Here is a 17,097-nt window from a genome sequence, read left to right as displayed (position 1 = left end):
ACTCGCTTGCGGACGGACGACTCGTCCTCGGGCTTGGCGCCGGCCACCCGGACGAGAACACCGCTCCTCGCGCTGCCGCTTCGCGGCGAGCCGGACCTTGCGGCAGCCTATCACGCCGACGCCGCGCTCGCCCGAGCATCAATACCGCTTGTCTATCGATCGCGGTAGAATGGCTTGGTAGTGGGAGGGAGCCGATGGGTCGCTTAGATGGCAAAGTTGCGCTGGTGACCGGCGCGAGCAGCGGACTAGGCAAGGCGATGGCGATCGCGTTTGCTCATGAAGGCGCGGACGTGGCGGTGGCAGCGCGGCGCGTCGAGAAGCTGGAGGAGACGGCGCACCTCTGCCGCGAGGCAGGCGCGCGCGCAATCGCGATCCCCTGCGATGTCACCGACGAGGAGCAGGTGAACGCGATGGTGGAGCGGACGCTCGCCGAGTTCGGGCATCTCGACATCGTAGTGAACAACGCCGGCATCGGGCCATTCGTGCCGGGCTTTCGCGACAACCCGCATCAGCCGCTCGCCACGCTCGCCGAGACCAAGCGCGTCGAGTGGGACTCGATCATCGCCACCAACCTGACAGGGCCGTTTCTGGTGATGAAGGCGGCGCTTCCGAAGATGGGCGCGGGCGGCTCGGTGATCAACATCACCTCGATCAGCGCCCGCTTCGCCAGCATGGGCGGCGGCGGCGCCTACGTGGCGAGCAAATGGGTGCTTGACGCGCTGACGCGCATCGTTGCCGAGGAGCAGCGCGAGCGCGGGGTCCGCGTCAACGCTCTCTGCCCCGGCGCTGTCGTCGAGACCGACTTTTTCGCCACCGTCCGCGACCGCCAGTTCATGCCGGCAATGGCCGACGAGAGTGTCATCATCCCCGCAGCGCTCTTCCTCGCCTCGGACGACTCGCGCGATGTCACCGGCCAGTGCTACTACGGCAAGTGGTTCAACGACTATCTCGCCGACACCGGCAGCCCGCCGCGTCATGGGATCTGACCGGCAAATTCCTTCCGGGAGTGCGTGATGGGCAAGCTTGAGGGGAAGGTTATCGTCATCACCGGGGCAAGCCGCGGCCTCGGCGAAGTGATGGCGCGCGGGTTCGCTGCAGAAGGCGCGACGCTGATGCTGACCGCGCGCAGCGAGGAGGACTTGGCGCGGGTGGCAGACGCCTGCCGCGCCGCCGGCGCGCGCGAGGTAGCAACCGCGCGAGTGGACGTGCGCGACGACCAGCAGCTGCAGGCGATGGTCGATGAGACGCTGCGCCGCTTCGGCAAGCTGGATGTCCTCGTCGTCAACGCCGCGGTCGGGCCGGCAGTCTCGGGCCGGCACTTCACTGACCTGACGAGCTACGACCTCGCCACTTGGCAGACGATCATGGAGACAAACTTCACCGGCGCGTTTCTGACGCTGAAAGCAGCGATGCCGGCAATGGGCGAGGGCGGCTCGATCATCATGATCGGCTCAGGAACCGGCCGGCGAGCGAGCGCCGGCAACGCCGTCTACGCGGCCAGCAAGGCCGGCGTCGACGTTCTGACCCACATCGCAGCCGCAGAAGGGAAGCGGCGCGGCATCCGCGTCAACTGCTTGTCGCCTGGCGGAATGGTCGATACTCATCTGTTCGGACCGAACAAGATGCCGGAGCACTTGAAGCGGCTCGGCCACCTGCCGCCTGAGGTGATGGTCGCGCCGGCGATCTTCCTCGCGTCCGACGACTCCCGGAACGTCACCGGCGGGTTCTTCGAGGCGAAGAACTGGAACCCTGCCGATCCGGTCGGCTCCGGCGAGTTTCCCGACCCGGCCGCCGAGTTCCGACGGGCATGGGCAGCGCGCCCAGCCTCTGCCTAGCGCGCACGCAGGCAGCCGTTCCCGCTGTGCGGAGAGACAGCGGCGCGGACATGCAGCAAACGGACCGGGTATTCGCCCCGGCCGAGGAGAAGAGCGCGCTGGCGCGGGAAGCCGCTGCCTCTTCCGCAGCCGCCCGCCTGCGGCGCCGACAGGGGCGCTGCGTCATCTGCCCTGAGCGGTCAGCCAGCAGCTTGCGGGGGTGAAGAGGCAACGAGGATAGATGAGGGCGGCGCGCTGGCGAGAGCGGTCCAACCGACGCGCTCTCCCTCGGCCGTTGCGTCCGGCGCGCCGGGAGCGCCCGGCCTCGCGACAGCGCCGCGCCGCTGGAGCGAGCGGCTCTTCCCTGCCGGAACGCGGCGGGGCACAGCGCGCTTTCGCCGGCGCAGCCTGTGCCTCAGCACGCCGCGATGCCGCCCCGGGCAAGGGTGAGCGCAGGGAAGCATGACGCCGCCGACGCCCCGACGGCAGCGCCCTCCATCGGATGAGGACACCCATCGCTGACGCGCCGCCAGCTAGCTCACGGATGACGCGCACCGCGCCGCCAAACGATAGGGCCGGCCGCGGAGAGAGCGCGTGCGCCTCTCGGTTCGGGAGCCGCGAAGCGGAGCGCGCGGCGCAGGAACGAGCGCATTTTTCAGCAGGAATGTGCGAACGGAGCGCTCTGCCCGCGCCGGCAGCAGCGCGACCAACGCCCGCCGAGAAGGCCGAGCGGGCACAGCCGCGGGGTCGGGGCTCCGGCAGCCGACCACCGACCAATAGCCGCAGCGGTCACGCCGCGCGGCGCCGCAACAGAATGCGGCTTCTTCCCGAGAGGCCCCAGGGGCTCGCGAGAATGCCAGCGCAGGAGGCGGCGAGCCCAGCGGTTCGCTGGGCCGGTCAGCGATGAGCGGAGGGTTGACTCAAGAGGGTATAGATCGTCGTAGGAGAGTAACGAGGCGGGCGAGACGGCGGTTCGCGATCGGTCCATCAACCATCACCATGGTCTGCGCCACCATGACGTTCGTTACCAAAAAGAAGAGCGCTTCTTCGAGGGGAAGCGGGCCGAGCCGCAGCCCGACCGTCCGCGCGGGGTTGATTCGCCAAATGCCGCGGGCGATCGCGATTGCGTCGGCCGCCGAGAGATAGAGCGTCGCCGCCGCAACGGCGAGCGCGAGGGGCCCGCGCTTCGCCCAAAGATCTCGCCCGGCGAACCACCATTGAAAGAGAATGACCGGCATGGCCCAGACAGTGATGAAGGCGAGATAGGTCCAGCGGCCGAGCCGGGCGCCGAGGCGCGTCACCGGCGAGCCAGCCAGCCGGCGAGCAGCCCCGTCGCCAGCGTCTGGAGGATGAAGAAGCAATACTCCTCGAGCGGCACTACCCCGATCGTCCGGCCGACGACCTTCGCGCGGTCCCAGTCCCAGACGCCATTCAGCACGATCAAGTTGTCCCATGGCGTCGTGTAGGCGACCGCAACCGACGAGAGCGCGCCGAGGGTCCAGAGCAACCGCCAATCAAGCCGACGACGCGCAAGCAAGCCGAACAAGGCAATCGGGGGCAGCAAAAAGACTGCAAGGAAGCGAAAGTAGGTCACCGACACGTCCAGGCAACGAGTTTCGCTCGATTGTACGATGGACTCGAGCAACGGGTAGGAGCAGCATGACCAAGGTATTGATTATCGGCGGCGGCATTGGCGGACTGGCGCTTGCCATTCGGCTGCAGTGCCACGGCTATCGCGTCACGATTGTCGAGCAGGATGAGCGGGTCGGCGGACGGACGAATGTGATCCGCGACCGCGGCTTCACCTTCGACACCGGCCCGACGCTGCTGCTGATGGTGGACGTGCTCCGCGAGCTCTTCGCCTTTGCCGGCCGCACGCTGGACGACTATGTTGAGCTCGTCCGGCTCGAGCCTAACTACCGCATTCACTTCGCCGACGGCACGCACCTCGACCTGACCGCCAATCTCGCTGCGCAGATCGAGGAGCTGGCGCGTTTCACCGACCGTCCCGGCGAGCGCCTGCTCGGCTATCTCGCCGACGCCGCGTATAAATACCGCGTCGCCCGCGAGCGCTTCGTCGAGCGCAACTTCTTCTCCTTCGCCGAGTTCGCCACCGTGCCAAATCTGGTCGAGGTGCTGAAAACCAATTCGCTTGGCTCCCTCTACGACCATGTCGGCCGCTACTTCGACGACGAGCGACTGAAGCTCGCCTTCACCTTCCAGACCATGTATCTCGGCATCTCTCCTCACGACGCCCCAGCGATCTACGCCCTGCTGCCGTACACGGAGCTGGCAGAAGGAATTTGGTATGCGCGGGGGGGGATGTACCGCGTCGTCGAGGCGCTCGAACGCCTAGCGCGGGAGCTGGGCGTCAAGATTGTCACCGGCTGCAAGGTCCGCGCCATCCACGTCGCGGACGGCCTCGCAACCGGCGCCGAGACGGTGCACGGCATCCCGCTCCAAGCGGATATCGTTGTCTCGAACGTCGATCTGCCGACCACCTATCGCGACCTGCTGCCGCCGGCAGCGCGCGGCTCCTTCTCCGAGCGCAAGCTCGACCGCTTCCGCTACACCTCGTCGGCGTACCTGCTCTACCTCGGGGTCAGCCGGACCTACGATCATCTGCTGCACCATAACGTCGTGCTCTCTGGCGACCCGAAACGCAACTTCGACGACATCTTCGTGCGGAACACCGTTCCGGCCGACCCCTCGTTCTATCTTCACGCGCCAGCGCGGACCGACCCGACGATCGCGCCGCCGGGCTGCGAGGCGCTCTACGTCCTCGTCCCCGTGCCCGGCGAGGGGCCCGACTGGCGCATCGAGACGCCGCGGCTGCGCGAGCAGATCCTTGACCGCCTTGAAGCGTTCGGGATGCCAGACCTCCGCCAGCGGATCATCGTGCAGCACGAAATGACCCCGCTCGATTTGGCGCGCCGCTTCGGGCTGGCGCGCGGAGCGGCCTTTGGGCTGGGACATGACTTTTGGCAGGTTGGCTGGTTCCGGCCGGACAACAAAGCCGAGCGAGTAGACAACCTCTACTTCGTCGGCGCCAGCACCCGCCCCGGAACCGGCATCCCGATGGTGATGCTCAGCGCCCGGTTGACGGCGGAGCGGATCGTCCGTGACTGGGCAGCGGACCCCGCGCCTCCCGCGCCCCCGCAGCTTACCCGCGTCACCGCCGCCTAGCCGGCGCTGCGCCTCCCTGTCGCGAGAGCGACCGCGCTTGGTGAGGCAGCCCGGCACGGTTGGTTGGCCTATCAACTTGAGGTAGCGAACATGGATGCTCGGCCTGCCGACAGCTTCGCCTTCTGCTGGGCACTCATGCGGCGCAAAGCCAAGACGTTCGCCTTCGCCGCCCGCCTCTTCCCGGCCGACGTGCGCGACGACGTAGCGGCCCTCTATGCCTTCTGCCGCACGATCGACGACCTCGTTGACGAGCGTCCGCTCGACGTGCCGCCCGCTGTCGTCCGTCATCACCTCGAGAATTGGCGCTGCTGGCTTGCCGACCCGAAACCCGATGACGACCCCGTCCGCCAAGCGCTCGCCGACGTCTTCCGCCGCCGCCCCGTGCCGCGCGCGCCGCTCTTCGAGCTGATCGACGGCTGCGAGTCCGACCTCGAGCGGACCCACATTCCAGACGAAGAGACGCTGCGCCGGTACTGCTACCAAGTTGCAGGCACCGTCGGCGTCGCGATGGCAGCGCTCCTAGGGGCAGCGACTGAGGAGGCGCGCCAAGCCGCCGGCACGCTCGGCACAGCGATGCAGCGGACAAACATCGTCCGCGACGTGCGGGAAGATGCGCTGCGAGGCCGTGTCTACCTGCCGGACACCGCGCTCATCGAACAGCAGGTGACCCGCGAAGATGTTCTCGCCTGCCGGCTCTCGCCCGGGCTGCGCGCCGTACTGGAAGCGCAGGCACGCCGCGCGCGCGAGGAGTACGCCCTCGGCCTCGCAGGCGTTCGGCACTTGCCCCGGCGAGCGCGCCTTCCTATCCTCATCGCTGGGCGGCTGTACGAGCGCATCCTCGCCAAGATCGAGCAGCAGCGGTTCGACGTTTTCGAGCGCCGCGCTGCGACATCGACAGCGGAGAAAGCGCTTGTGGCGCTGCGGGTAGCAATCGCCGGCGGTTAGACGGCGCTCGGGTCGATGCCGAGCTCGCGCAGCTTCGCCGCCAGCCGGTCGCGCTCCTGGGCAAGGGCATCCCGCTCCTGGGCAAGGGCATCCCGCTCTCGAGCAAGCGCATCCCGCTCCCGGAGCGCCTCCTCAACGAACTGGAAGGCGCGCCCGTCCGGTCGGATCAGCCGCAGCCCCCCAGCTGTCGCCTCGAAGCGGATGCCAAGGCGCGGACTGCGCCAGCCATCAATCGTCGGGAGCTCCTCCAACCGGCCCGCACGCCGGACCCAGCCCCGCGCAGTGTGGCGGTCGGGGTCGATCTCGTAATACTCCTCGACGCCGTAGCGCTCGTAGGCAGCGCGCTTGCGATCCATCTCGGCGCGCGTGTTTTTCGGCGAGAGCACCTCGAAAACGACTTGGGGAGCGACCCCTTCCTCTTCCCACTGGAGGTAGGCGCCCATCTCGCCCGGCGGCCGACCGAAGGCGACGAGCGCGTCCGGCGCGATCCGGGTAGTGGGGTCGCCTTCGATGGGATACCAGAGCAGGTCGCCGGCAACGAAGACCTCTTGCCCGGCGAAGAGGTCGCGCAATTCGGCGATCAGCATCATGATCCAGCGCTGCTGGGTCGTGTTGTCGGCCATCGGCTCCCCGTCGCTCATCGGATAGCGGGGGTCGACGCCTCGCATCGTGGTGAGCTTGGTTGTCATGAGCGCCGTCCTTTCGCTCGCCAGTGTAGCGCCATCCTGCAGCGGCCGCTAGCGGAGCGGAAGGAGTGCGCGCCTGCGGCGCCTCGCGTCGCGGGGTGTCCGACGGGCCGACACGGGATTAACAGGCAGGCCGGCGGGGAGCGTTTCCGCGGAGAGGAGCGCTACTTTTCGACAGGATAGCCCTTGCTGCGCCAGGCGCTCATCCCGCCTTCGAGGTTGTACACCTCGGTAACGCCGGCAGCGGCAGCCATTTCGGCTGCGACCGCACTTCGCTGCCCTACCTCGCAGACAAACAGCACTCCCGAGCCCTGCACCCGCGCCGGGTTGCGCAGAAAGGTATTCAGCGGGATCAGCTCGGCGTTCGCGAGATGGTCGACTGCGTATTCGCTCGGCTCGCGCACATCGACGATCGTCAGCTTGCCTTCGTCGATAAGCTGCTTGGCGTCTTCTGGGTCGATACGATAGAACGGTTCGTCGGGACGCTGAATGATCGCCATGGGGTCCTCGCGCTCGCTCACAGAAGTCGTGCGCCCTCAGCCTTGAGCGCACAGCGCGCTTTTCGGCAGTCTAGAAGCGAAGGAGGGAGTGCGTCAACCTCTGCCGCCGCCCAGCGCTCGCGAGCGCGGCCCGCCTAGGGACAACGTTCGCTGCTGCCGCAGCTTGGAGCGCGCGGGCAGGCGCGCTGAACGGCTCTTCACCCGACTATCAAATGGCGCTCCCCTCGTTGACCGGCGTCTCAGTAGCGACGCTTGTCGTGAGACGGCACGGGGCAGGCAGGAGCGCGCTCCTCGCTAGACCATGGCGGCGAAGCCGGGGCGGTTGCTGCCGAGCTAGGCCCCGCGGCGCGCACAGCGCGGGACGATGCGTTCGGCACGGCAGAGGAGGAGCGCTATTCGCGCGACGGCGGGATGTGGAGGTCTTGGATGTTGACATTGACCGAGCGGACCGGCATCCCGACCGCGCGCTCGACGGCGAACTTGACCGCACTCTGGAGGTTATGCGCGACCTCGGAGATCTTGGTGCCATATTCGACGATGACATAGAGATCGATATCGATGACATCGTCGACGATCCGCACGTCAACGCCTCGGCTGAGATTCGACCGATTGAGCAGGCGTACGATGCCATCGATCGGCCGGCGCGACGCCATGCCGACGACGCCGTAGCACTCAATGGCGGCGCGGCCAGCAATGACAGCGATAGCATTGGCCGAGAGGCCGACAGAGCCACGCGGCGCAGCGGGAGAGCGGTCGTCGGGAGCGCTTGAGGATGGTGGGACCGCCATGCTACGATTCCTCGCTAACGAGCGCTTGGCCGCGCTCGTTTTTCCTGGATCGCGCTCGAGCGCGCTCCGCTGAGGGGTGTTGTCCGAAAGGAGTCCGTCCATGGCAGGACGCTGCGATTTGTGTGGCAAGGGGCCGGGGTTCGGCCACAACGTCAGCCATTCCCACCGCCTCACCAACCGGCGCTGGCATGCCAACATTCAGCGCAAGCGAATGGTGGTCGACGGCGTCAAGAAGCGGGTGCGCGTCTGCACGCAATGCCTGCGCACCCAGATCAAGCAGGCGACCCGCTAAGCGCGTCATCCGGTCGTCCCCACGGTGAGGGCAGCGCGCTGGCGGCCGCGCTCGCCCGCTGCCCGGATCGCTGCGATCGCAGCGGCAACGCTGTCTGCTGTGCCATAGACCGCTGAACCAGCAACGAGCACCGTCGCGCCGGCCGCCACTACGAGGTCAGCATTATCCGGCCCGATCCCGCCGTCCACCTCTAGGTCGACCGCGCGGCCGCGTGCCGCAATCATCGCCCGGCAGCGCGCCAGCTTGTCGAGCGCCCGCGGAATGAACGCCTGCCCCCCGAACCCGGGGTTGACCGACATCACCAGCACGAGGTCGACGTCGTCGAGAAGGTCGTCGACCGCACTTACCGGGGTCGCGGGGTTGATCGCCACGCCGGCGCGCTTGCCCAGAGCGTGGATCTGCTGAACGGCGCGATGAACGTGCGGGGTCGCCTCAACGTGGACCGTTAGTCGGTCCGCGCCGGCGGCGGCGAAGTCGTCGAGATAGCGCTCCGGCTGAACGATCATGAGGTGGACGTCGAGCGGGAGGCGCGTCACCCGCCGGATCGCCGCGACGACGGGCGGGCCGATGGTGATGTTCGGAACGAACTGGCCGTCCATCACGTCGACATGGATCCAGTCCGCGCCGCCCGCCTCGGCCTCCGCAACGGCGTGCGCGAGGTGAGCGAAGTCGGCGGACAGGATGGACGGCGCGATCTTGAAGCCGGTCACATCGCTAGTATAGCCGCCGCTCGCCCTCATGCTCCGGTCGCCCGCGCCCAGACGGCGCGGCAGCATGAGACGTCGGTCAGAATCACCGACCCGGGCGGCACGCGCGGCGCGACGGTATCGATGACGAAGACGCCCCGCTCTGGATGGGCGAGATCGAGCCCCCGCGCTCCCGGCGGCAAGGGGTCGCCCGGGTCGAACACTTTTGCCTGCTGAACGAGCGGGTCGCTCGGGTCGAGCCCGGCTGGAAGCAGCGCGCTCACCGCCGCGAGATCACGCATCTGCGCCTCCTCTGCCGAGGATCGTAGCCGCTCTGCTACAACTCCCGCCGATGTGCCGCCGTTTCGAGGCGCTCGGCATCGTCTTGGTCGTCGCCGCCGTCCTGGCCGGGCAGGGCTGGATCGCGACGGCGGGGACATGGTCGTTGGCGATCGATGACCTGCCGTTTCTCTACACGACCGAGGTCTACGCGCGTCAAGCGGAAGCGTTCGCCGCCGGCCAAGCCCACCTCCGGATCGCCCCGCCGGCAGAGCTGGCACGGCTGCCTGACCCGTACGACCCGGCCGCGCGCGCGCCGTTCGGCGCGGAGAGCGACCTGTCGTATTTCAACGGCAAGTACTGGCTCTACTTCGGCCCTGTCCCGGCGCTGGCGATCCTCGTTCCGCAGCTCATCGCCGGCCGGCCCATCGCCGACAGCGTCATCACCCTCGCCGGCGCAATGACGGCGACGGTCGCCGGAGCCCTGGCGATCCGCGGGCTGGCAAGAGCGCTGCTCTCCCGCGGGGGCACTCTCGCAGCCTGCGCGGCGGTTGTCGCGCTTGGGCTGAACGCGCCGCTGCTCTTTCTCCTCGCCAGCCCGGCGATCCACGAGGCGGCGACCGCCGCCGGCCAAGGATTTCTGCTCGCCGGGCTGAGCGCCGCCGTCTGGGCCTGGCAGCAGCCGGCGGGCCGCGGCCAAGGGCTGCTCTGGCTGCTCGCCGGCGGGAGCTGGGCGCTCGCCGTCGGGTCGCGCTGGGCGCTCGCCCCTGCTGTCGCCGGGCTGGCCCTGCTGTTCGTCCTCCTCGCGTGGCACCAGCGCGCGCGGCGGCGCTGGATGCCGGTGCTCCTGCTGGGCGCCCCGCTCGCGGCGGGAGCACTCCTCCTCGGCGGCTACAACGCGGCGCGGTTCGGGTCGCCCCTCGAAGTCGGCCACCGCTATCAGCTGACCTCCTATCACCTGCTGCGCGACTACGCCGGCTTTGCCACGCTTGGCCATCTTGCGCCCAATCTCGTTCACTTCTTCCTGCGGCCGCTGCGGCTGACGCCGGAACTGCCCTTCATCAGCTGGACGCCGTACGAAAGCTGGAACGCCACCTTCTGCGCCGGCGCGCCCGACGGCTTGATCTTCGGCCCGATCGTCGGACTGCTCCCGGCCGCGCCGTTCAGCATCCTTGCGCTCGCGGGCGTTGTTCTGCCCCGGCGGCGGACAGCGCGACGCGCAGCGATCGTTTGGGCTGGGCTGCTCGCTGCGGCGGCGCTGGCGGCGCTGCCGGTGCTGGCGCAACGGTGGGTGACGCTCCGCTATGCGGCGGACTTCGCTCCCCTGCTGATGGTGGCGGCGTTTGCCGCGCTCGTCGGCGCAATTGACGCGTTTCCGCGCTGGCGCGGAGCGATTATCGGCCTCGCCCTCCTGCTGGCGGCCGCGACTGCCGTGGTCGGACTCCTGTTCGGGATGCAGGGCGCGTTCGGCCATTTCGAGCGCCACAACGCGCCGCTCTGGGAAGCGCTCGAGGCGCGCTTTCCGCCGCTCACCGCCACCGTCGGTCCGGCGGACGCAGTCGAGCCGACTTTGCGCGTCCGTTTCGGTGAGCGGATCGAGGTGGTCGGCGCGCGCTTCGCACCGGACACCGCCGACCCCGGCGAGGAGGTGTCGCTCCGCCTCTGGCTGCGCGCGCCGGAGGGCGCGACCATACGGCTCCGGCTGCGGGAACGGAGCGGCGGGATCGCCTTCGACGAGCAGGTCGCTATTCCGCCGCTCGCCGACCTGGCCGAGGCGCGGCTGCGCTTCCGCCTGCCCGCCGACCCGTGGCGCGCCCGCCCGCCGGACTATTTGGCCGCCGAGCTCGCGCTGGCCGAGGCGCGCGCTCCTAGCCAGCTGCTGCCGGCGCGCGACCCTGCCGGCGGATCGCCGGGCGAATGGGTCAGCGTCGAGCCGCTCCGCCTCCGCTGGCCATTCCCGTGGCCGCCGACCGGCGCCACCCGGCACGACCTCTCCTTCGGCGAGCAGCTGCACCTCGAGGGGAGCTGCGTCGCCAAGGTGGGGCTGACAGAAGATTCGCCGGCAGCGCTGCGCATTCTGCTCTATTGGACAGCGCTCGCCCGCGGGCCAGACCGGACGCTCGTCCTCGAGCTGATGGATAGCGCCGGACAGTCGGTCGCCCGCGTCGCGGGCGAGCCGGGGGACGGCCTCTTCCGGACGAGCCTCTGGCGCACCGGCGAGCGGATCGAGGATGACTGGGAGCTGGCGCTGCCGCCGCTGCCGCCGGGCGATTACCGCCTCCGGCTGAGGGTCGAGGGCCTGCCAGCGCGCGGCGACCCGACCATCGCGACCGTGCGCATTCCCTAGGCAGCGACCGGCGGGGCCGCGGTTAGGCCTCGCGGCTCAAGAAGTGGGCGGTGGGGTCGAGTTCGCGGACGACGCGCAGCTCCTCGTCGGTCGGGTCGGGGGTGACGTGGAGGTCTTCGGCGACGCGCAGGTCCCAGCCGGTGTTGCTGCGCACCTGGTCGACCGTGACGCCGCGGTGGACGCTGGCAAGATACATCTCTTTGGTGACCGGGTCGAAGCGGAAGAGGCCGAGGTCGGTGACGACGACCGACGGCCCGCCGCCGAGCAGCCCTGCGCGCTGGCGGGCGTCGCCGCCGGTCAGATAGCCGGGGGTGGTGAGGAAGTCGAGTTTCTCGACGAAGCGGCGCTTGCCCTGGGGCATGATGATCACTGTCCGCTTCGAGAGCGAGGCGATCTCGCAGGCGCCGCCGCTGCCCGGAAAGCGCACCGACGGCTTCTCGTAGGGGCCGATCACGGTCGAGTTGATGTTGCCGTATTTGTCGACTTGGGCGCCGCCGAGGAAGCCGACATCGACCCAGCCGCGCTGGAGATAGAGCGAGAACAGTTCAACCGTCGAAACAATGGCTTGCGTGCCGGTCACCAAGCACGGGTCGGCAATCGAGAGCGGAAGGCGGGTCGGCATCGCGCCGACGATGCCCGATTCGGTGATCAGCCGGAGATTAGGCGCGTGAGTGCGCTTGGCGAGAATTGCGGCGAGGGTGGGGATGCCGACCCCGACGAAGACGATCTCGCGGTCGCGCAGTTCGCGCGCTGCGGCAACGACCATCATCTCGGCGCGGGTGTAGTCGGTCATCGGTACACTCCGTAGCTGACCTGCCCGCTCCAGGCCGGCGCGACCCGAAGCTTGGCCTTGGTCGCCTCATCGAGCTTGGCAAGATAGGCCGCTCGGTCGGGCACGCCGTCGATCCATTCGGCGATATAGGCGTCGACGGCGGCTTGGTCGGCAGAAAGACGATCCCACTCCTGGTACCAGGCGTTGTCGCGATCGTAGTAGCCCTGCGCGTAGGACGGATGACACCCCATCGGCTCGTGAACGACCGCCGAGACGAGAAAATCCGGCACAATCGTCCGGTTGGGATCGGCGCGAATAACCGCCTCGTCGACGATCTCCTCCGCGCAGACGATGACCCGCTTGGCAGCGAAGGCCGCGTCGCGATGGTCGGAGGTGATCCCCCAGATCTGGGCGTTGCCGGCGCGGTCGGCGCGCTGGACATGGAGGATCGCGACATCGGGCCGGAGCGCCGGAACGACCGAGAGGGTCTCGCCGCTGTACGGGTCTTGGATCGTCTTGATCTTCGGGTTCTTCGCCGGCAGGTCGGAGCCGATATTCGTCCGCACAGGCAGAAACGGCAGGTTCATCGCGCCAGCGAGGAGACGAGCGGTGAAGCCGAACATCGTGTATTCCTCGATCTCGACGGGGAACGGCTCGCCCTTCTCGACGACGCGGCGGAAGACACGCAGATTGCCGATGCCGGGATTGCCGGCCCAGCAGAACTCGACCTTGCGAATGATGCCGACCGAGAGCATCTGCTCGAGCACGATGTCCGGCGTCGGCCGGCAGAAGACGAGGTCGCGCTTGCGCTGGCGAATGATCTCGTGCGCCGCCGCAAACGGCACCAAGTGCGACAGCCCCGCCAGATAGATGGTGTCGCCATCGTTGACAAAGCGCGCGATCGCCTCGCGCATCGTCATCAGTTTGTCGTCGGCCATTGGCCCTCCCGCCCCATCGTAGCACGAGCGGCGCGGATTGGCAGAATGGGAGCGCGGAACCGGCCGCGGCGCGCTTGCAGGGGACGGAGCGGCCTGGTTTACTTTTGCAACTGCGATGCAGGAACAAAGCCGACAGGGCTAGGAGGACCGATGGCCGACCTCGACCTGCGGCCGGACGCGGCGCGCGACCGCGATCAGCCCAGCGGGCCGCCCCACGCCGGGCCGCCTCGCCTGTCCCATCCGGACGGGAGCGGCGAGGAGCATGCGCAGGACCATCCTCCCGAGCGCAGCCGCGGCCAGCGGCACGGTCACGAGCATTCCCGCGGCCATCACCACGGGGGCGTCGACCCGACCATCGTGACCAGCCAGCGCGGCATCTGGGCGGTGCAGATCTCCTTCGCTGCGCTGTTCGTCACCGCCGCGATCCAGTTCGTCATCGCGCTGATCTCCGGTTCGGTGGCGCTGCTGGCCGACACGATCCACAACGTCGGCGACGCGGCGACGGCGATTCCCCTCTGGATCGCCTTCGCGCTGGCGCGGCGGGCGGCGAGCCGGCGCTTCACGTACGGCTTCGGCCGGGTCGAGGACCTGGCCGGGATGATCGTCGTGGCAGTGATCGGGCTGAGCGCCGTGGTCGCCGGCTACGAGGCGGTCGTCCGGCTGTTCGACCCGCAGCCGGTCGAGCACCTCGGGGCGGTGGTGCTCGCCTCGATCATCGGCTTCGCCGGCAATGAGGCGGTGGCAGTCTTCCGCATTCGGGTGGGCAAGCAGATCAACAGCGCCGCGCTGATCGCCGACGGCTATCACGCCCGCGCCGACGGGTTGACGAGCCTCGCGGTGCTGGTCGGCGCGACCGGCGTGGCGCTCGGCTTCCCGATCGCCGATCCGCTGGTCGGCCTGCTGATCAGCGGGCTGATCGTCAAGATCCTGTGGGACTCGGCCAAGGCGGTCTTTCAGCGGGCGCTCGACGGCGTCGACCCGCTCGAAGTGGAGTTGATCCGCCACGCGCTTGAGCACACGCCGGGGGTGGAAGAAGTGGGCGCCATCCGCGCCCGCTGGATCGGCCACCGGCTGTTCGCCGAAGCCCACGTTACCGTCGCCGCCGCCACGCCGATCGAGGAGGCGCACGCCATCGCCGTCGAGGCCCGCCATGCCCTCTTCCATCACCTCCCCCACCTCGGGGACGCCGTCATTCATGTCGACCCGCCCTCGGCGTCCGGCGCCCACCACCACCGGATCGAAGAGCACGAGCACGACGGCTTGCCCGCGCATTCCCATCACTGATCATGAGATGAGGTCTCAGGATCGATTGACTCGAGCGCACAATCTGCTACAGTGTGACGAAGCGCGGCCACGCCGCGGCGAGAGGAGAGCGTCGATGAAGTTCTACAACGTCAAGACGAAGCAGTCAGTCGAGGTGCCGGACTCCCAAGTGAAGGTCGTCGAACTGAAGAACGGCCGCATGGCGGCGGAGGCGACCGTCGAGGGCATCAAGCTGTTCCGGATCCTGGGCAAGGAGGACGTGGCCCGGCTGACCAAGAAGTAGGCGATTGCGCGCAGAGGTGATACAAAGTATCATCTCTGCATGATTATTGCCGTTTCTGCTCGCTCGCTGACGCGCCCCGAGCGGCGTCTCCTCGACGCGCTGGTGGATCAGCAGTTCTGGTGCTGGGGACAGGATATCCGGCGCCCCGAGGGGAACCTCCTGCTCGCGTTCGGCTTCGAGCGGACGCGGCCGCCGGCCGGCGTCCTCGGCAGCAGCTGCTACCGGCTCGCGGGCGCTGGGCGCGAGGTCGTCCTGTGGGGATGGGGGCTGCTCCTCGTCGGCCCCGCGGGCGGCGTGTTTCTTCCCCGCCACGGATTTGCCCCTCGCCCGGCGCTGGCGCCGCTCGCCGCTCCCTGCTGGTCGCCAGAAGGGTTGCCGCCGCTTGGCGACGCTCCCGTGCCCGGGACGGGAAGGTGGTTCCAAGCGGCAGCCGACTGGATCGCCGACTATGAAGCGTGGGTGCTCGCTACTGTCGGCCTTGCCTACCGCCGCGCCTGTGCGGCGGGGTCGCCGCGCGCCACTTTCGGCCTCTTTCCGGAACGCCTGCCCGCCCTCTGGCGACACGTTGGGGAGCGGATTGCGCGCGCCTTGCCCTGAGCAGTCGGCTGCGCGCTATAACGCCGCGAAGACATCGACGAGAAAGCGCGAGAGGGCGAGATATTCGAGGACCGTCTCGAGCGCGAGGTCCTGCCCGAGATTGACATGATCGAAGGCGTCGGAGATCAGCACCGACCGAGGCGTCCCGGGCGGCAACGCCGCCGCAAGTTTCTCCGACTCGGTGAAGGGCACGTACTCATCGCGGCGATCGTGGAGAATGAAGACCGGCGCCCGGACCCGCTCAATATGCGCTGCCGGGTTGAACCGGTTGAGCCGCGCGAGGTCGTCCGGCGCGAGAAGGGCGAGCAGCGCGTCGCGACCCGCGAGCGTCACGTCTGGCTCGAGGTAGGGAAGCAACTGGGGAACGCCCTCGGCCTTCACTAACTCACGCGCTTGGCGCCGGGTATCGTCTCCCGGCCGCCACGGGATGACGCGGCTGTTGTGGACGGCCTGCTCGTTGACAAGGGCGAGGATATAGTCGATCAGGTCGAAGTAGCCGCCGAGAAAGACGACGGCATGCACCCGGTCGGCGATCGCGGGGTCGGCGGCGGCGAGGAGCGTGATCGATGCCCCGAGCGAGATGCCGACGAGCGAAACCCGCTCGGGATCAACATCGTCGCGAGCGGCGAGGTACTGGAAGGCGCGAACGAAGGTCTCTGGACGCTCGAACTGCCAAGCGTTGGCGTCGATCGTCTCAAGGCGCGGCCAGAGCGCGACATAGCCGAGGCGCGCGAGGCTGGCGGCAAGCTGGCGAATGGCGGCGCGATCCTGCTCGCGGTCAAGACGAACGCCCGTGCCGATGATCACCGCTGGTCGGCGCAGCGGACCGATGAGACGGCGGCCCGGGAGGAAGAGGTCGCCGACAACAGGGCCGTTGACGCTGGTGAAGGTGACCTGCCAATAGTCGGGCGAGGGCGCGATCGCCGAAAGCGGCTTCACTGGCGCAAGCGGGAACACCTCGGCGAAAAAGAGCATGGCAGCGATCGCCGGCGACGGACGCGAGGCGGCAACGGCGAGAATGAGGCAGGCGAGGAGTGCTGCTCCCGCAAGCCAGCGCCACAGAAGGGTCGCAGGCACTGCCGCTACCGCCGGACGACGCGCCGCCCCCCCGCGAACAGGAGAAGATAGACGACCGAGCCGACGAGCCCCGCAGTAAGGTCGTTGATCGTGTCGTAGAGGCCCTTGATGTTGCGGGTGTGAAACAGGATCTCGGTGTAGTTCTCCTGCGCTTCGAGGAGCACGTGGATGATGGTTGCCAGCCCGAACGCCGTGAGCCAGGGCAGCCGAAAGGCTCCGGCAAGAACAGCCGTGATCGCGCCGGCGCCGTGGAAGTGGGCGACGAGGTCAAACCGCTTCAGCCGCTCGTACAGGTCGAGCGAATTGCCCACCATATCGAACCAGAAGATCGAGAGGTACAGATTGTCATACCAGACGGGATAGCGCGCCCACAGGTTGCGCCAGAGGTGCAGGAGCGGAAAGAGGAGACTGAGCGACCCGACGACGATCAGGTTGCGGACGGGAAGCGCCTTGCCCGCGAAGCGGGGATCATTCGGATTGCGCAGCACTTCGAGGAGGTAATAGGCGATTGACACGCGCAGGAAGAGGTTGACGGCCCATCCGATCATTCCTGCTCCTCCATGGCCTCGTGGCGCGGCCTGCCTTCAGCATACACCGCCAGAACCGACCGGAAGCGGCAGCCGCTCGCTATAATCCGGCGGCGG

At 68.4% G+C, this 17,097-nt stretch carries 20 protein-coding genes; 9 read left to right on the top strand and 11 right to left on the bottom strand.

The features are described 5' to 3' along the window. Window positions 1–194: 194 nt before the first annotated feature. Entirely contained in the window at window positions 195–986 is a 792-nt protein-coding gene (locus NZ773_07760; protein ID MCS6801822.1) for an SDR family oxidoreductase, read from the top strand. 27 nt (window positions 987–1,013) lie between these two features. Continuing rightward, window positions 1,014–1,835 carry an SDR family oxidoreductase gene (locus NZ773_07755; GenBank protein MCS6801821.1) on the top strand — a complete coding sequence of 274 codons (822 nt, stop codon included), beginning with the start codon at window positions 1,014–1,016 and terminating at the stop codon, window positions 1,833–1,835. An 899-nt stretch (window positions 1,836–2,734) separates the two neighbouring features. Here NZ773_07755 and NZ773_07750 read toward each other — a convergent pair. Together NZ773_07750 and NZ773_07745 are read right to left on the bottom strand one after the other, a co-directional pair. Continuing rightward, a complete protein-coding gene (locus tag NZ773_07750) occupies window positions 2,735–3,115 on the bottom strand; it encodes a lycopene cyclase domain-containing protein (GenBank protein ID MCS6801820.1) in 381 nt (126 codons plus the stop codon). After that, window positions 3,112–3,408, bottom strand: a complete 297-nt coding sequence (locus tag NZ773_07745) for a lycopene cyclase domain-containing protein (protein MCS6801819.1) — start codon at window positions 3,406–3,408, stop codon at window positions 3,112–3,114. The genes NZ773_07750 and NZ773_07745 overlap by 4 nt, the downstream gene beginning before the upstream one ends. Window positions 3,409–3,473: 65 nt before the next feature. Between NZ773_07745 and crtI the strand changes: the two genes are divergently transcribed. Together crtI and NZ773_07735 are read left to right on the top strand one after the other, a co-directional pair. Then, the gene (gene crtI, locus NZ773_07740) at window positions 3,474–5,000 is read left to right on the top strand and encodes a phytoene desaturase family protein (GenBank protein MCS6801818.1); all 1,527 of its coding nucleotides are present in this window, start codon (window positions 3,474–3,476) and stop codon (window positions 4,998–5,000) included. A 90-nt stretch (window positions 5,001–5,090) separates the two neighbouring features. Further along, entirely contained in the window at window positions 5,091–5,945 is an 855-nt protein-coding gene (locus NZ773_07735) for a phytoene/squalene synthase family protein (protein MCS6801817.1), read from the top strand. Here NZ773_07735 and NZ773_07730 read toward each other — a convergent pair. From NZ773_07730 to NZ773_07720, 3 genes are all read right to left on the bottom strand, one after another. After that, a complete protein-coding gene (locus NZ773_07730; protein ID MCS6801816.1) occupies window positions 5,942–6,634 on the bottom strand; it encodes a Uma2 family endonuclease in 693 nt (230 codons plus the stop codon). The genes NZ773_07735 and NZ773_07730 overlap by 4 nt on opposite strands. Before the next feature lie 161 nt (window positions 6,635–6,795). Then, window positions 6,796–7,131 (bottom strand): rhodanese-like domain-containing protein, encoded by a 336-nt coding sequence (locus NZ773_07725; protein ID MCS6801815.1) that lies wholly within the window; start codon window positions 7,129–7,131, stop codon window positions 6,796–6,798. A gap of 392 nt (window positions 7,132–7,523) precedes the next feature. Continuing rightward, window positions 7,524–7,919, bottom strand: a complete 396-nt coding sequence (locus NZ773_07720; GenBank protein ID MCS6801814.1) for an Asp23/Gls24 family envelope stress response protein — start codon at window positions 7,917–7,919, stop codon at window positions 7,524–7,526. A gap of 100 nt (window positions 7,920–8,019) precedes the next feature. On the opposite strand from NZ773_07720, the gene rpmB reads away from it, so the two are divergent. Continuing rightward, window positions 8,020–8,211 carry a 50S ribosomal protein L28 gene (gene rpmB, locus NZ773_07715; GenBank protein MCS6801813.1) on the top strand — a complete coding sequence of 64 codons (192 nt, stop codon included), beginning with the start codon at window positions 8,020–8,022 and terminating at the stop codon, window positions 8,209–8,211. 5 nt (window positions 8,212–8,216) lie between these two features. Here rpmB and rpe read toward each other — a convergent pair whose 3' ends face one another. Next, window positions 8,217–8,921 (bottom strand): ribulose-phosphate 3-epimerase, encoded by a 705-nt coding sequence (gene rpe, locus NZ773_07710; protein ID MCS6801812.1) that lies wholly within the window; start codon window positions 8,919–8,921, stop codon window positions 8,217–8,219. Window positions 8,922–8,947: 26 nt separating this feature from the next. Continuing rightward, entirely contained in the window at window positions 8,948–9,199 is a 252-nt protein-coding gene (locus NZ773_07705; GenBank protein MCS6801811.1) for a hypothetical protein, read from the bottom strand. A 50-nt stretch (window positions 9,200–9,249) separates the two neighbouring features. Here NZ773_07705 and NZ773_07700 point away from each other — a divergent pair, with 50 nt between their 5' ends. Next, entirely contained in the window at window positions 9,250–11,523 is a 2,274-nt protein-coding gene (locus tag NZ773_07700; protein MCS6801810.1) for a hypothetical protein, read from the top strand. A gap of 22 nt (window positions 11,524–11,545) precedes the next feature. Here the strand turns inward: NZ773_07700 and NZ773_07695 are convergent, their stop codons facing one another. Beyond that, window positions 11,546–12,316 carry a CoA-transferase subunit beta gene (locus NZ773_07695; GenBank protein ID MCS6801809.1) on the bottom strand — a complete coding sequence of 257 codons (771 nt, stop codon included), beginning with the start codon at window positions 12,314–12,316 and terminating at the stop codon, window positions 11,546–11,548. Continuing rightward, window positions 12,313–13,233, bottom strand: a complete 921-nt coding sequence (locus NZ773_07690) for a CoA transferase subunit A (GenBank protein ID MCS6801808.1) — start codon at window positions 13,231–13,233, stop codon at window positions 12,313–12,315. The genes NZ773_07695 and NZ773_07690 overlap by 4 nt, the downstream gene beginning before the upstream one ends. A gap of 150 nt (window positions 13,234–13,383) precedes the next feature. Between NZ773_07690 and NZ773_07685 the strand changes: the two genes are divergently transcribed. From NZ773_07685 to NZ773_07675, 3 genes are all read left to right on the top strand, one after another. Beyond that, window positions 13,384–14,517 carry a cation diffusion facilitator family transporter gene (locus NZ773_07685; protein MCS6801807.1) on the top strand — a complete coding sequence of 378 codons (1,134 nt, stop codon included), beginning with the start codon at window positions 13,384–13,386 and terminating at the stop codon, window positions 14,515–14,517. A 94-nt stretch (window positions 14,518–14,611) separates the two neighbouring features. Further along, a complete protein-coding gene (locus NZ773_07680; protein MCS6801806.1) occupies window positions 14,612–14,779 on the top strand; it encodes a hypothetical protein in 168 nt (55 codons plus the stop codon). A 39-nt stretch (window positions 14,780–14,818) separates the two neighbouring features. Continuing rightward, a complete protein-coding gene (locus tag NZ773_07675; GenBank protein MCS6801805.1) occupies window positions 14,819–15,376 on the top strand; it encodes a hypothetical protein in 558 nt (185 codons plus the stop codon). A 15-nt stretch (window positions 15,377–15,391) separates the two neighbouring features. On the opposite strand, the gene NZ773_07670 is transcribed toward NZ773_07675, so the two are convergent. Both NZ773_07670 and NZ773_07665 read right to left on the bottom strand, forming a co-directional pair. Next, complete coding sequence (locus NZ773_07670) at window positions 15,392–16,453, bottom strand: hypothetical protein (GenBank protein ID MCS6801804.1); 1,062 nt, start codon at window positions 16,451–16,453, stop codon at window positions 15,392–15,394. 5 nt (window positions 16,454–16,458) lie between these two features. Further along, complete coding sequence (locus tag NZ773_07665) at window positions 16,459–17,001, bottom strand: hypothetical protein (GenBank protein ID MCS6801803.1); 543 nt, start codon at window positions 16,999–17,001, stop codon at window positions 16,459–16,461. Window positions 17,002–17,097 lie beyond the last annotated feature (96 nt).

It is taken from the genome of Dehalococcoidia bacterium (assembly GCA_025054935.1).
Lineage (GTDB): Bacteria > Chloroflexota > Dehalococcoidia > SpSt-223 > SpSt-223 > JANWZD01.
This window is presented reverse-complemented; position numbering and strand designations above follow the sequence as displayed.

What these genes read in the sequence shown, in the direction of transcription:
- NZ773_07760 (MCS6801822.1), top strand. Translation starts at nt 195, where the DNA reads ATGGGTCGCTTAGATGGCAAAGTTGCGCTGGTGACCGGCGCGAGCAGC.
- NZ773_07755 (MCS6801821.1), top strand. Translation starts at nt 1,014, where the DNA reads ATGGGCAAGCTTGAGGGGAAGGTTATCGTCATCACCGGGGCAAGCCGC.
- crtI (MCS6801818.1), top strand. Translation starts at nt 3,474, where the DNA reads ATGACCAAGGTATTGATTATCGGCGGCGGCATTGGCGGACTGGCGCTT.
- NZ773_07735 (MCS6801817.1), top strand. Translation starts at nt 5,091, where the DNA reads ATGGATGCTCGGCCTGCCGACAGCTTCGCCTTCTGCTGGGCACTCATG.
- NZ773_07730 (MCS6801816.1), bottom strand. Translation starts at nt 6,634, where the DNA reads ATGACAACCAAGCTCACCACGATGCGAGGCGTCGACCCCCGCTATCCG.
- NZ773_07725 (MCS6801815.1), bottom strand. Translation starts at nt 7,131, where the DNA reads ATGGCGATCATTCAGCGTCCCGACGAACCGTTCTATCGTATCGACCCA.
- NZ773_07720 (MCS6801814.1), bottom strand. Translation starts at nt 7,919, where the DNA reads ATGGCGGTCCCACCATCCTCAAGCGCTCCCGACGACCGCTCTCCCGCT.
- rpmB (MCS6801813.1), top strand. Translation starts at nt 8,020, where the DNA reads ATGGCAGGACGCTGCGATTTGTGTGGCAAGGGGCCGGGGTTCGGCCAC.
- NZ773_07705 (MCS6801811.1), bottom strand. Translation starts at nt 9,199, where the DNA reads ATGCGTGATCTCGCGGCGGTGAGCGCGCTGCTTCCAGCCGGGCTCGAC.
- NZ773_07700 (MCS6801810.1), top strand. Translation starts at nt 9,250, where the DNA reads ATGTGCCGCCGTTTCGAGGCGCTCGGCATCGTCTTGGTCGTCGCCGCC.
- NZ773_07695 (MCS6801809.1), bottom strand. Translation starts at nt 12,316, where the DNA reads ATGACCGACTACACCCGCGCCGAGATGATGGTCGTTGCCGCAGCGCGC.
- NZ773_07690 (MCS6801808.1), bottom strand. Translation starts at nt 13,233, where the DNA reads ATGGCCGACGACAAACTGATGACGATGCGCGAGGCGATCGCGCGCTTT.
- NZ773_07685 (MCS6801807.1), top strand. Translation starts at nt 13,384, where the DNA reads ATGGCCGACCTCGACCTGCGGCCGGACGCGGCGCGCGACCGCGATCAG.
- NZ773_07680 (MCS6801806.1), top strand. Translation starts at nt 14,612, where the DNA reads ATGAAGTTCTACAACGTCAAGACGAAGCAGTCAGTCGAGGTGCCGGAC.
- NZ773_07675 (MCS6801805.1), top strand. Translation starts at nt 14,819, where the DNA reads ATGATTATTGCCGTTTCTGCTCGCTCGCTGACGCGCCCCGAGCGGCGT.
- NZ773_07665 (MCS6801803.1), bottom strand. Translation starts at nt 17,001, where the DNA reads ATGATCGGATGGGCCGTCAACCTCTTCCTGCGCGTGTCAATCGCCTAT.